Origin of the sequence: Streptomyces sp. NPDC096079 (assembly GCF_040303145.1) — a bacterium.
Lineage (GTDB): Bacteria > Actinomycetota > Actinomycetes > Streptomycetales > Streptomycetaceae > Streptomyces.
This window is the reverse complement of record NZ_JBEOST010000009.1, coordinates 135,968-149,410: the sequence shown is the minus strand read 5'-3', so window position 1 is coordinate 149,410 and position 13,443 is coordinate 135,968. Positions and strand designations below refer to the sequence as shown.

The 13,443-nt window shown below is 73.0% G+C and carries 7 protein-coding genes; 2 read left to right on the top strand and 5 right to left on the bottom strand.

Translation table 11 applies throughout. The features are described 5' to 3' along the window. Positions 1-218: 218 nt before the first annotated feature. Positions 219-2,333 (top strand): ATP-binding SpoIIE family protein phosphatase, encoded by a 2,115-nt coding sequence (locus ABTY59_RS20025; protein ID WP_352020327.1) that lies wholly within the window; start codon positions 219-221, stop codon positions 2,331-2,333. Between the two features lie 85 nt (positions 2,334-2,418). Here ABTY59_RS20025 and ABTY59_RS20020 read toward each other — a convergent pair whose 3' ends face one another. The 5 genes from ABTY59_RS20020 to ABTY59_RS20000 are packed head-to-tail and all read right to left on the bottom strand — an operon-like array spanning position 2,419 to position 11,310. Further along, positions 2,419-3,336 carry a hypothetical protein gene (locus ABTY59_RS20020; RefSeq protein WP_352020326.1) on the bottom strand — a complete coding sequence of 306 codons (918 nt, stop codon included), beginning with the start codon at positions 3,334-3,336 and terminating at the stop codon, positions 2,419-2,421. Then, positions 3,333-5,732 (bottom strand): hypothetical protein, encoded by a 2,400-nt coding sequence (locus tag ABTY59_RS20015; protein ID WP_352020325.1) that lies wholly within the window; start codon positions 5,730-5,732, stop codon positions 3,333-3,335. The genes ABTY59_RS20020 and ABTY59_RS20015 overlap by 4 nt, the downstream gene beginning before the upstream one ends. 23 nt (positions 5,733-5,755) lie before the next feature. Then, the gene (locus ABTY59_RS20010) at positions 5,756-8,008 is read right to left on the bottom strand and encodes a hypothetical protein (protein WP_352020324.1); all 2,253 of its coding nucleotides are present in this window, start codon (positions 8,006-8,008) and stop codon (positions 5,756-5,758) included. A gap of 11 nt (positions 8,009-8,019) precedes the next feature. After that, the gene (locus ABTY59_RS20005; RefSeq protein ID WP_352020323.1) at positions 8,020-10,173 is read right to left on the bottom strand and encodes a hypothetical protein; all 2,154 of its coding nucleotides are present in this window, start codon (positions 10,171-10,173) and stop codon (positions 8,020-8,022) included. A 39-nt stretch (positions 10,174-10,212) separates the two neighbouring features. Further along, positions 10,213-11,310 (bottom strand): hypothetical protein, encoded by a 1,098-nt coding sequence (locus ABTY59_RS20000; protein WP_352020322.1) that lies wholly within the window; start codon positions 11,308-11,310, stop codon positions 10,213-10,215. A gap of 80 nt (positions 11,311-11,390) precedes the next feature. On the opposite strand from ABTY59_RS20000, the gene ABTY59_RS19995 reads away from it, so the two are divergent. Next, positions 11,391-13,418, top strand: coding sequence for a hypothetical protein (locus ABTY59_RS19995; RefSeq protein ID WP_352020321.1), 2,028 nt, complete (start codon positions 11,391-11,393; stop codon positions 13,416-13,418). The last annotated feature ends 25 nt before the right edge of the window (positions 13,419-13,443 follow it).

The following is a 13,443-nucleotide window of genomic DNA, read 5'->3' as shown; positions in this document are numbered from 1 at the left end:
CGGTCCGTCCACCCGGCCCGTGGGATGGTCCGTCCACCCGCCCGGACGGCGGCGTCGAGGACCTCGCCAGCACCGGCCCGGACCGCGGGTTCGAGGACCTCGCCAGGACCCGCCCGGCCCGCGGCGTCGAGGACCTCGCCAGCACCGGCCCGCCGGTCCCGGCCCGGCGGGACCGGCCTCGGGTGGCACCCGTCGCACCCCTTCCGCAGACTTTCCGTATGGGGACCGACGCAGAGCAGTTCCTCCGCCGGCTCGCCCGGGAGCTCAGGCCGCGGACGGACCAGTCGGTCGACGTGCTGCTCACCCGGCTCCGCCAGGAGCTCCCGGAGCTGTGGGAGCACGAGGACCTGTCCGCCATGGCGGTGACCGAGACGGCCGGTCACGTCACCGCCTTCCTCGACGTCCTGGAACACGGCACGGACGCCTCGGAGACCCCGACGCCCCCGGAAGCCCTCGAACTCGCCCGGGCCTTCGCCCGGCGGGGGCTGTCGCTCAGCACGCTGCTCCGGGCGTACCGGATCGGCCACCTCGCCCTGCTCCAGCAGCTCCAGGCCGAGGCGCCCCGGCTGACCGACGACGCGGAGCTGGTCAACGCCGCCGCCATCCGGCTCACCCGGGAGGGGTTCGCGTACGTCGACCGCGGCTCGGAGCAGGTCGTCGGCGCCTACCAGGAGGAACGGGACCGGCGACTGCGGCGGAGGCTCGCCCTGGCGGCGGAGGCGAGCCGGCGGATCGGCAGCACCCTCGACCTCACCCGTACCGCCGAGGAACTGGCCGAGGTCGGCACGGAGGACTTCGCCGACGCGGTCACCGTCGACCTCCTGGAGTCGGCCCTCCACGAGGACGGTCCGCCCCCGCACCCCGGGACCGGACTCCCGCTCCGGCGCATCGCCCAGCTCGCCGTCCGGGGGACGTCGTTCGCGGCACCCACCGGCGGGGTCCACCACTTCCCTCCGAGGTCCGCGCCCGACCGCGCGCTGGCCACGGGCACGCCCGCCCGGCACACCGCCGAGGCGCGGGACGGACGGGCGGCGGAGGGCGCCGACGACGTCTTTCCCTCGGTGCTCCTGCTCCCCCTCCAGGCACGCGGGACCGTCCTGGGGCTCGTCCGGTTCCTCCGGGGCCCCGGCACGGCACCGTTCGACGACGACGACCTGCACCTCGCCCAGGAGATCACCGCCCGGGCGGCGGTGTCGATCGACAACGCGCGCCGGTACACCCACGAACGGCTCACCGCGCTCACCCTCCAGCGCAGCCTGCTCCCCCGGCACACGGCGGAGCAGTCGGCGGTGTACGTGGCCTCCCGCTACCTGCCCAGCGGCTCCCGGGCGGGCGTGGGCGGCGACTGGTACGACGTCATCCCGCTGTCCGGAGCCCGCGTCGCGCTCGTCGTGGGCGACGTCGTCGGCCACGGGCTGCACGCCGCCGCCACCATGGGCCGGCTCCGCACGGCCGTCCGGGCCTTCGCCGACATCGACCTGGCGCCCGACGAACTCCTCACCCACCTCGACGACGTGGTCATCCGGATGCAGCGCGAGGAGGGCCACGGCCTCGGCGAACTCAGCGCCACCTGCCTGTACGCCGTGTACGACCCGGTCTCCCGGGTCTGCTCGCTGGCGAGCGCGGGGCACGTGCTCCCGATCATGGGGCACCCCCCGGGCACCGACGGCGGCGACCTGTCCGAGCCGCCGATCGGGCCGCCCCTGGGGCTGGGCGGACTGCCCTTCGAGACGGCCCAGGTGACCCTGGCGGAGGACAGCCTCCTCGCGCTGTACACCGACGGCCTCACCCAGAGCCGTACCCGCGACGTGGACGCCGGGCGCGCCGCGCTGAGCGCCGTCCTCGCCGAGGCGCCGGAGGGTCCGGAGGAGATCTGCGACCGGCTGCTGGCCACCCTCGCGCCCGACCGCCCCGCGGACGACGTCGCCCTCCTGGTGGCGCGCACGCGTGCGCTCGACCCGGACCACGTCGCCACGCTCGACCTCCCGTCCGACCCCGCGGCCGTCGCCGGGGCCCGGGCCTTCACCACCGAGCGGCTCGCCGCCTGGGGCATGGAGGAGCTCGCCTTCACCACGGAGCTCGCGGTCAGCGAGCTGGTGACGAACGCGATCAGGTACGGCAAGCCGCCCGTCCGGCTGCGCCTGATCCTCCAGTCCACGCTCACCGTCGAGGTCTCCGACGCCGGCAGTACCGCACCGCATCTGCGCCGGGCCCGGACCTTCGACGAGGGCGGCCGCGGGCTGCTGCTCGTCGCCCAGCTCACCGAGCGCTGGGGCACCCGCCACCACCGCGAGGGCAAGGTCATCTGGGCGGAGCAGGCCCTCCCCGCCTGACCCGGCGGACCGGGTCCGTACCGACCGCACCGTCGCGATTCCGCCCCGCCCCGCCGTGTTCGATGCGCCGTCGCATGCCCGAAGGTCAGGGGCTGAAGCCGATGGTCAGGTGCACGGTGGGGCCGGACTGGGCCGTCAGGGTGACGATCCCGTGGCGGTTGCGGTGCGTCCCGGGCGGCGTCGCCGTCAGGGCGGCGTAGCGGCGCAGGTCGTGTCCGTGCCGGGCGGCGTGGTCCAGGAGCCTGGTGCGGGCCTCGGGGCACGCGCCGAGCCAACTCAGCGCCGGGGCCGACACACTGAGGGCGCCGGGGGCGAGGCTCACGTTCACGTTGCATCCGGGGAGTTCGTCGGCGGCCGGTCTCCCGAGCAGGTCACGGACGGCCTCGACGAGGCAGTCCCGTCCGGGATCGAGGTCACGCGGCGTCAGGAGGCGCAGGTCGGCGGCCGTGAGGCGGCCCACCCGGTGGTAGCGCTCGACCGCGCCGGTCGTCAGGTCGATGCCCACCAGGCGGAGCCGGGCCTCGGGCAGCGGGAACGGCCGGGCGCCGACGAGGCGGGCCACCTCGCGTTCGAGCGGCACGGCGGCCGCCTTCGGGACCTCCGCGTAGAGCTTGAAGCGGTCGCCGCGCGGGTCGTGCCGGCCGGCCAGCCAGGTCCCCCAGACGACGGGATGGCGGCGGTGGGCGTCCAGCAGGAGGGCGGTGAGCCGGGGGTCCGGCGGTGGCAGCCCGATCCGGTCGAGCCGTGCGAGGCCGGCCGCCAGTCTGGTCCCGGGAGGACGGTCCGGCGCGACGAACTCGGTGGCGTAGCGGTCGGTGTGGGGCGAGGCCGTGGACACGCTCAGTTCCACCGGGAACCGCTCGGGGGTCAGCAGGCTGCGCCGCCACCGGTCGTCACCGGGGGTCGCCGCGACGGGTTCCAGGAGTCTCGGCAGCCACCGGCGGGCCCCCGGTCCGAGCAGCGGCAGCGCCCGGCGCAGGGCGGGCGGCAGCCCCGCGGTCACGGGGGCCGTACCAGGACCAGCGAGTCCGTCGTCGTCACGTACTCCGTCGCGGACGTGCTGCCGTCGGCGCGTACGAACGTGAAGCGATGGGAGAACTCGCGCTTCTGCGGGTCGGGCAGGGCGAACCAGGCGCGGCGGGTGGCGGTCTGCGCGGCGTCCAGCTCGATGCGCTGCTCCCGCTGGTAGCCGGCGGCCGGGTCGGCGTAGCGCAGGTCCACGAAGACCTTCTGGACGGGGGCCGTGCTCCAGTCCGGGACCAGGTCGATGTCGAGCTGCCCGGGGTAGGGGTCGTTGACCGGCAGGCGGGTGGCACTCGTGGTGACGGGGTCGCAGGTGACCACGGAGCCGTCGGTCATGGTGTGGACGAGCCGGTAGGTGTAGGCGAGGTCGGCGGGGTCGGCCGTGCGGACCTTCCACTCGGAGGGCGGGTCGCCGGGCAACAGGGTGCGGGTGTCCCGCAGTTCGGTTCCGTCGGGTTCCTTCCTGGTCAGCTCGACGCGGGTCTCCCGGACCAGCTGGGCGTCGATGTCGTGCGGTGCGATCTCCACCCGGAGGAAGCCCAGGAACCGGTGCGGGTCGATGGACAGGGCGTACTGGTCGTCGCGCCCCTCCCGCACCACGGTGAGCTCCCGTCCCTGCCAGCCCGAATCCGCTGCGAAGTGGTACTCGATCCGGTAGGCGTACGAGGTGTCGCCCACGCTGTCCAGGAAGAAGCTGACGGGTTCGGGGTGCGGGGCGGCGGCGTCCGCGAGGCGGTCGGCGGAGCGTGTTCCGCCGGGGTCCTCGGCCCTGCCGTAGCGGACGGTCACGGCGATGCTCGTGAGGCCGAGGGCGGCGAAGTCGACGTCACCGGCCAGGCGCACGGTGAGGGTCCGGAAGAAGGGGTCGTCGAGGTCGACGTCGATGACGTGCGGCGGCCCGTTCAGGTCCGCGGCGAGGACGCCGAGGAATCCCTGGGGCGCGTACGTGCGCTGCACGGCCTCGGCCCGGTCGTAGGTGAACGAGACCTGCTTGTCCTCGATCTGCAGGCCGTAGCGCAGCCGGAAGGTCAGGATCGAGGGGTTCACGCCGCCGGCCGCCGCGGGGGTGCCCGCCGGGGGTGTCTTCGGGGCCGGGGACGGTTTCGGTGCCGTCGCGGGGGCCGCCGCGGCCGCCTTCTGGGGTGCCGGCGCGGGCTGGGGCGTGAGGGTCACGGGCGGCGGCGGAGGGGTGGGCAGCGGCGGCAGGGTGACGGCGATCAGCGGGGCCGGGGCGGCGGGCGCTGCGGGGGGCGCAGCGGCGGGCGGCGGTGCGCCGGGCGGCGGCGCCCCGGGCGATGTCGGCGCGCCGGGCGGCGGAGACCCGGGCGGCGGCGTGCCGGGCGGCCGCACGGGGCCCGGGTTGGCGGGTGCCGCCGGGGGGAGCGCCCCCGCTCCGGGCGGGGTGACCGGTCCGGCGCCCGGCGGGAGCTTCGGGGGGACGACGCCTCCCGTGGGCGGCGGGGCCGTCACCCGGCCCGCCGCCGGGGACCCGCCGACGGCCGGCGCGGGCGCCCGGGTCACCGGGCCCGCCTGGCTGCCGGTCGCGACGCCGGTCGGCGAGGGCAGGTCCCGGGGGCTGAGGGAGGGTTCGAACCACTGGGCGAGCACCCGGTTCATGAACGTGTCCAGCGCCCACTGGATCTTCTGCTCGTTGTCCGCCTCGGTGGTGAACTCCTTGATGTCGATGTGGATGACCCCGGTCTGGCGGAGCCTCTGGAACGCGGCTTCGAGGCCCACGCGGGCCCAGTAGATCTGGGCTTCGATCCCGGCCGACAGTTCGCTGTAGACGCGGTGCATGTTGGCGGTGATCGTGACGGACAGGGCGGGGCGCAGTGCGGTGAACCGCAGCCGGTAGATGACGCCGACGGGGGTGCCGCCCGCGCGGAAGACCTGCTTGAGGAGCGTCGCGCCCTCCGCGCTGAGCCGCAGGCTGAACATGGCCGTGTTGTCCCCGTACAGCGAGGGCACGGCCGCTCCGAGGATCGTCTCGACCGCGCGGAACGCGCCCGGCGGGAGCGTGTTCTGCGTTCCGCCGGCGCCCTGGACGTCCAGGGCGACGCACTGGACGTCGCCCTCGTCGTACGGCACGACGGAGAGTTTGACCGTCCCCGGGGCGCGCTCGGCCAGCCGGCTCCGCAGCCGGGACTCGGCCTCCGCGTCGAGCCTCAGGGCGGTCTGGAACATCAGGAAGCCGCCCCCGACGGAGTCGGCGGCGCCCGCCTTGTCGCGCCAGGTGATGAGGGTGAAGACGGGCCCCTGGTCCCCCTGGGCGAGGGTGACGGGGGCGGGGAGGTACCAGAACTGGTTGGGGTCCGCGTGATCGGGGAACACCTCCACGCCGTCGACGAGCCACGATGTGGTGCCCAGTTGCAGCATGAGGAAGCCCTCCAGTCGTACCGTCAGGCGCCGGGGACGACGTCGAGAACGGGCAGGTTGGCGTCGGTCCACGCCCCGACCCGGCTCATCCCGCTGGTGTCGATCCGGACCACCCGGTAGCGGAATCCCGGTGCCCCCGTCACGTCGAACTCGTGCACGACCGGTGCGGAGCCGCGGATGAAGGAGTACGAAGCGGTGGCCGTCTCGGTGCCCGGCTGCGCGAACTCGACCTTCGTCTCCCGGAGGCCGGCCTCCTCCGCGGCCTTGGTGTCCACGCGGACGACCACGGCCTGGTGGGCGGGCATGTCGGCGGCGACGATCAGCGTGGTGCTTCCGGTCGAGGATTCCGGAACGGTGCTCATGTGCCCGTCGGTGTGGAGCAGGGTGACGCGGTAGGTGACGCGGCGCAGGCCGGGGTCCTTCAGGCCCACGACGAACGTCTGGGCGCCGCCCTTCTCGCTGGTGAACTCCAGGGACGCCTCCTGCCGCACCTGGTGGGCCGGGTCCTCGTACAGCAGGTCGACGAGGACCGTGCTCACGGTCGCCCAGGCGACCAGGGGACGGACCGTCACGGTGTGGCTGTCGGGGAAGGGATCGCCCACCCTCACCTCGAGGTCGTCCGTCTCCGTCCACTCGCGCACCGTGTCCGGGCGGTCGATCCCGTGATAGGTGAGGCGGTAGCCGTACGTGACCGGCGTCGCCGAGCCGACGACGAAGAGCGGCCACTGCCACAGCGGATGCTCCGGGTCGAGGTCGAGGACGTACTCCCCCGACACTCCGGAGGCCGCGTCCTGGTAGCGCAGTTCGACCATGACGGACCGCCAGCGCTCCCAGGGGACGCCGTCCGCTCGGATCAGGACGGGGCGGAGGCCGAAGGTGTCGCCGGGGCGGATCTCGGCGATCTCCGTCTCGGTGGTGTCGTGGACGGTCAGCCGGTCCGGGAGGACCCAGCCGGCGGGCTTCGCCAGGTGGTAGTCGACGTCCACGGCCACCGGTCTCACCATCGCGCCGCCGTCCAGCCTGCTGGCCCAGTCGACCTCGCCGGCGTTGTTCACCCCGTCGAGGAGGACGGCCTTGGTGTCGTCCCCGTAGCGCAGGTCGACGCCCACCGAGGTGAGGAACCCGGTGCTGAAGTCGGCGCGCGAGACCACCTTCACCTTGCGGCGGGCGAACCACGGGTCGTCGACCGTCACCCGTCGGGTGAAGTCGCTCTGCGGGCGTCCGGAGGCGGCGATCAGGGCGGCGATGCCGCTCAGGTGCCCCTGCGGGTAGACGGTCCTGCGGACGGCGGTGCGCTGGCCCATGCGGACGTCGAGGCGCTTCTGCACCTCCTGGACGGAGGAGACGCGGCGGTAGGTGTAGGTGCCGGCGAGGGACAGGCCGCCGGTCATGGCGACGCGGCCGAACTCGTTGGCGAACGCGGCGGCGCGGTCCCAGCCGTCGGGGGCCGGCCGGGGTGCGAGGGCGGCCTCGAAGAACGAGTCGGTGATCATGTCGTAGACCGCCGACACCGCCCGGTCGTGGCCGGCGATCACCGACTTGCCGGCCTCGCCCTCGGGCACGAACAGGTCGTCCTGGATGTCGATGACCCGTTCGTCCTTGAGCCTGTCCAGCTGCTCGGTGATCTGCGACGAGACGAACACGCCCTCCACGCCGAAGGTCTTGTCGAGGCGTTCCTTCAGCTGGTCCCAGCGGATGTTCAGGGTCACCGTGTAGGCGGGACGCAGTCCGAGGAACTCCAGCGCGTACACGACGCCGATGGGTGCCACGGCCCCGTCCAGGCAGCTCGCCAGCAGGGTCGACCCGCGGGCGTCGAGCACGGCCGAGAAGGCGGCCTGGTTGACCCCGTACAGGCTGGGCTGCGCCTGGTGGATGATGCGCTCGACGAAACGCGAGTCGTCGGCCGCCGCGCCGCTCTCGCTGTCGAGGAGGACCAGTTTGACGGTGCCGCTCTCCAGCGGCACCGGGACGGGTCTGCGCGGGCGCTCGGGCAGGTCCAGCTGGGACTGGATCTGCCCCGCGACCCCGTCGAGGACGCTGTCGAGCCGGTCGGTGGGCGGCCCGAGCACGACGTCGAAGTTCAGCAGTCCTCCGGTGATGGTGTCCTGCTCCCCGCGGAACTGCAGCAGCGAGAAGACCGGCACCGGCGCCCCTCCCTCGCTGCGGACGGCGATCGACGGTCCCATGGGCAGGTAGTACCACTGGAGCGGGTCGGCGTGGTCCGGGAAGAGGCTGAACCCGTCGACCATGAGGAAGGGCGGAGCGAGCGAGAGCATGGCGGCGGCTCCTAGGCGGTACCGGGACGGCGCGGCAGCAGCACGTTGGTGTCCGCGGTCGTGGCCGGCGGGGTGGTGGCGCTGGTGCCGTCCTTGAAGTAGTACGTGGCGGTCCAGGAGAAGTCCTTCGTGGTGGCCTCGGGCAGCGAGAAGACCACGGGCGGCGGGGGGCCGGCCGTCTGGCGTACGAGGGTGCTCTTGACCTGCTCCTGGGCCGGGGCTCCGCCGTCGACGGTCAGGACGACCTTGACCAGGTCGACGGCGGTCCAGTCGACGAGGTCCGGGGCGACGAAGACGCTGATCACCGTTCCGACCATGTCCCCGACCTCGACGGTGGTCTCCTCGGTCACGGTCTCCGGGATCTCGCGGACGCTGCCGTTCTTGTAGCGCACCAGGCCGCCGTAGGTCAGCGTGCCGGCCTGGGCGTCGCGCACCTGGATGGGGCAGTTCCAGTAGGAGTCGGTCGCGTTCAGCTGCTTGCTCTCGGACCAGCTGTAGCCGCTCTGGGGGTCCTCGTAGCGGACGTCGACGAGGATGGAGTCGATCGTGCCGGCCAGGTCGCCGACGGCGACGACGCGGAACGGGCGGATGTCGTTGAAGGGCGAGCTCAGGTAGATGCGCTTGCCGGTCGTCTCCTTCCAGTCGTCCTGGAAGGCGTCCCCCTTGGTCCGGTAGTCCACCTTGTACCGCACGGGCCGGTCGCGCTTCTCCCCGATGACGTGGCTGAGGGTCTGCTCGGTGCTGTTCGCCGCGGTGAACACGACCTGATCGGTGATCGCGGGGCCGTTGGACGGCGTGTACTCGATGCTGACGGTGGCGGACTCCACGGACTTGAAGTCGAGGTTGCCGGGCAGCACGTGCAGTTCGAGCACGCCCAGGTCGTCGGCGTTGATGGTGAGCGGCCCGGTGTGCGGGGCGAGGGGGGACGCGTACACGGCCGACGAACCCTTGTAGTTGACCGTGTAGGAGTGCTGGTACTCCCGGGAGTCGCCCGTGACGTAGGCGGCGAACGTCTCCGTCTGTTCGGGCTTGTCGAAGTGGTAGTCGGCCGCCTCCACCTTGTCGCCCCGGTACTCCACGTGCACGTCCACGCTGTGCACCGGCCGCTCGGCTCCGTAGTCGGCGTTCACCCGCACGGGCACGGAGAACGAGCGGAAGAAGGGGTCGTCCAGGTCGATCTCGCGGTAGTGGTCGGACCAGAGCACCGGCTGGCCCTTCTTGTCGACCATGTTGGTGATGTTCGGCAGGGTGCCCTGCGGATTGAACGGCCAGAGCACCGCGGTCTGCTGGTTGACCGTCATCGTGAAGTCGTCGACGCGCAGGTTGCTGTACTCCCGGTGGATCGTCTCGTAGTCCTCCAGGACGGAGCGGTCGCCGGTGTAGCCCTCGATCTGCTCGGCCATCCGCTTGGTCGCGATGTCGAGGACGGTCCGCCGCACGCTCTCCTCGATCTTGGCCACCGTGTCGGCGTTCGCTCCCGTGCCGGACTTCACCTCGACGTAGATCACGTCGTTGCTCGTCGCCACCTCGGCCATCTTGTTGGAGAAGGTGTCGTCGCCCCACCCCGCGTCGTCGGAGGCGTCCTGCACGAAGGACTTGAACTTGGTCGAGGAGAAGTGGCCGTATCCGGTGATGGCCGGAAGCATGACCCAGCCGTTCATCCCGTAGGACACCTGGACGATGCCGCCCTTGCCCTGGAGGGCCTCGGCGAACAGGGTGGCGCCGAAGTCCGGCAGCTCCAGGGTGAACGGGGTGACGTTGTCGCCGTACAGGGAGGGCCCGACCGGGTTCCACACCTTGGTGACGAGGTTGCCGCTGACCTCCGACAGGTTGAGGTGGGCGGTGCCGGTCGCCCAGGTGATCGTCCCGAGGCCGACCCGGTCGGCGAGGCCCTGCCCCACCTGGCCGCGCAGCTGCTCCAGGATGACGGCGCGGGTGGCGTCGTCCAGCGCGAACTGGGTGTCGAAGGTCGCGAACCCGCCCCCGGTCTTGCCCGAGGGCTGCACCTTCGGCTGCCGGTACTTCAGGTACATGAAGACGGGGTTCCCCTCGGCGTCGCAGCGGAAGGTCGGCTGCTGCGGCACCGCGTAGAACAGCGCGGGGTTCTCGTGATCGCCGTAGACCTGTACGCCGGCGATCATCTGGGCCTTGTCGATCTGGAGCATGGTGGCCTTCCTGGGGCCCGGGACCGGCCGGTGCTCCGGCTAGATCCGGATGTGGGGGGTGGTGGAGCGGACGGTGCGCTTCGGGAGGCCCGCGCCGCCGCCGTCGGTCTCCGACACGTCGACGACGAGTTCGCCGTCGAGGTCGTCCCGGCCGCTCGCCACCCGCCAGGACGCGGACCAGGCGGGCGCGGTCAGGGTGAGGCCGCGGTGGTCGGGCAGGCCCTCGCCGGCCGGCTGGTACCAGACCTCAAGGGCGACGGTCGCGCCCTGGTCCCGGCCGGGGGCCTCGCAGGTGACGGTGACGACGCCCAGGGCGTGATCGTCCACGAGCCAGCCGGAGGCATCGGGGGTGGCCGTGCGCGCGTAGGAGGATCCGTCGTCCCCTCGGACGGTGAGGCGCAGGCTGTCCCCGGCGGGCAGCCGGGCCGGGGCGGTGTCCGGGCCGGTGACGGAGACCGTCCAGGGCGCCCCCGCCGCGTCGGCGCCGGACAGATCGAGCCGGCGCACCGGGGGGTCCCCCACGGGGACCGAGACCCGGAGCGGCAGCTGCGCTTCCGGCGGGCCGGGCCCGGGCTCGGGGGCCTGTGACGGATCGGGGACGGCGAAGGTGTGCGTCTCCGCCGCGGGCGCGGTGCTCAGGGCCCGGCCGACGTCCAGCTCCCGCAGGACCCGCTCGGCCTCCAGGGTGGCGTCGAAGCGGACGAAGAGCTTCCCGGCCGCTCCGGAGAGGGCGTCCTTCACGAGGGGGACCAGGGTCGGCTCCACGGGGGCGGTCAGGATCGTGGTGTACGGCGGAGCACCGGACGACGTGGAGCGCGCGAGTACGGTCTCGTGCCCCCCGTCCTCCCGGGCGGTCAGCGTGACGCCGTGGACCTCCACACCTCCGATCGCGACCATCAGCGCGTCGGGCGAGGTCTCCAACTCCTCGGCGGCGCGCACGAGGAGGGCGTCCGTCTCGTCGCGGTCCGGCCACCAGTGCGCGCTGATCTGCAGGGACGCGGAGTCGCCCGCCATCACCAGACTGGCCATGGGGACGCCCTGGGGCGAGAGGTCGAGGGCGGGCTCTCCCGGCAGCAGACGGACCGTCAGAGGGTCGTGCCGGTCGATGAGGACCCGGGGAGAGGAACGTGAGGACATTTTGCCTCTTCTGGGTCGGTATGCTCACAATCGAGTGTAGAGCGCGTTCCGCCTGGTCGCACGGAAGAAGGTGGAGACTCGTGCTCCGGCTCCCCGCACTCGTCGCCGGGCCGACCTGGTCGCTGTACGCCGACGACCAGCTTGACCAGGCCTTCTACGCGATCCCGACCGTGCCCCGGCTGGCCCGGGGACCCGACGGGGCAGCCATTCTCACCCTGATCAAGTACCGCTCCGGACCTGACAGGTTGAACGGCGGAATCATTGAAGTGCAAACGGACCTCGCGCTGCGCCCGCAGGAACGCGAGGAGGCCCTCGCGGCGGCCCGCGCCCACGGCGGCGACACGGCGGCGGTCCGGGCGGCGGGCGGACCCCAACTCGCCACCCCCCTCTGGCTGGACGGCACGGCCTCCCTGCGCCTCCTCGACCCCTCGGCGAAGGCCGAGGAACGGACGGTGCAGGTCCAGCCCTCCCTGTCCGGGGCCAACCCGGCGGTGTTCCAGGCCGCGTTGACGCCGGAGGGCGCCGCCATGGAGTGGGACGTGCTGCGCTCCGGACGGCCCACGCTCCAGGCCGCCTACCGGCTGCGCGCCATGGCGAGGATCCCCGACGGCACGGTGCACGCGTACGCCCACAGCGCCGACGTGACCGCCCAGTGGGCGCAGGCCGGCGCCCTCCCCGACCCACGGGCGGCGCTCGTCCAGTCGTCCGCGGCCGGCGTAGAGGTCCTCGACTGGCCCGTGAACGGCGACCCGAAGCTGCGGGAGGCGTTCGTCGCATGGGGCTGGGAGTTCCTCGCCCCCTGGCTGCCGCCGCACGGGACACCGCCCACCGGCGACATCGACGCGGTGTTCACCGGCGCGGCGGGGCTGCCGTGGCCGTTCGACGCCGCGGGCTCGATGGACCCCCCGGACCTGACCCGCGACGAGGGCTGCTTCCTGGCCCTCGACCTCTCCGATCCGATCTTCCTCCAGCGAGCCACCGAGGTCCGCTGCAACGCCGACTTCGCGGCGGGCACCATCGCCGCCGTCACCGCCCGGATCTCCTACGGGGACAAGCGCCGCGACGCCGTCTTCACCGACAACGAGACCGTCGACCGCTTCACCTGGACGGTCGACCCGGCACTCGGCAGAACGATCACCGTGCGCCCGCTGGTGACCTTCGCCGCGTCCAGCGCCACCCTGGAGCTTCCGGAGCTGCGCACCGACAACCAGTTCGTGCTCCTCAGCGTCGACGACGTCGGACGGCTGACGGTCGACCTCACCACGGCGGCCGTCGACTGGTCGACGGTCGGCCACGTCGAGGCCGGCATCCGCTACCAGGACGGCGACCACGGCGTCGGACTCGTCGAGGACACCCTCAGGCTCGACGCGTCCCGCCCGGCTCAGCGCTACGAGCGGATGGTGTACGCCCCGGTGAACCGGCCCTACGACCTGCGCCTTGAGTACGACCTGGCCGACGGACAGATCGTGGTGCGGGACTGGTCGCCGCACACGGGCAGGGCCGTCCTGGTACCCGCCCCCTTCGACCGGTGGCTGGCGCTCCGGCTGCGCGCGACCGGCTGGTCCGGCGGCATCAGCGCCTTCCAGGTCGACCTGGAGGCCGAGGACGGCACGGGACGCACCAACCGGAACACCGTACGGCTCACCCCCGAGACCGACACGGCGGACTGGCGCACCGGCCTCGCTCCCACCGCCCCCGGACGCTTCCGCCATCGCGTGACGACCCTCTACGCGGACGGGCACTCCACCGTGGACCCCTGGACGGACGGCGAGGGCTCCCAGTCCCTCGACGTCGGGCCCGCGCCGTCGCGGGTCCTGGACGTGACGGTGGTGGCCGACCTGGTGGACTTCACGGTCGTCAAGCTCGTGAAGACCACCCTCCGCCATCCCGTGCCCACGGGCGAACAGCCCACCCACGACATGGTGTTCGCCGCCGGCCGGGCCACCAGCGAGACGTGGCGGTTGCCGCTGTCCGACGACGGGTCCGCCGCCGCGGGCGGGCCCGACTACACCGTCACCTCCACCTTCTACCTCCAGGACGGAGAGCACCGCACCACCCCCGAGACGCCCGGAACCGACCCGATCGTCGTACTGCGGCTCCCGGCCTGAACCAGCCCCGCGAGGAGAGCACGTC

What these genes read in the sequence shown, in the direction of transcription:
- ABTY59_RS20025 (WP_352020327.1), top strand. Translation starts at nt 219, where the DNA reads ATGGGGACCGACGCAGAGCAGTTCCTCCGCCGGCTCGCCCGGGAGCTC.
- ABTY59_RS20015 (WP_352020325.1), bottom strand. Translation starts at nt 5,732, where the DNA reads ATGCTGCAACTGGGCACCACATCGTGGCTCGTCGACGGCGTGGAGGTG.
- ABTY59_RS20010 (WP_352020324.1), bottom strand. Translation starts at nt 8,008, where the DNA reads ATGCTCTCGCTCGCTCCGCCCTTCCTCATGGTCGACGGGTTCAGCCTC.
- ABTY59_RS20005 (WP_352020323.1), bottom strand. Translation starts at nt 10,173, where the DNA reads ATGCTCCAGATCGACAAGGCCCAGATGATCGCCGGCGTACAGGTCTAC.
- ABTY59_RS20000 (WP_352020322.1), bottom strand. Translation starts at nt 11,310, where the DNA reads ATGTCCTCACGTTCCTCTCCCCGGGTCCTCATCGACCGGCACGACCCT.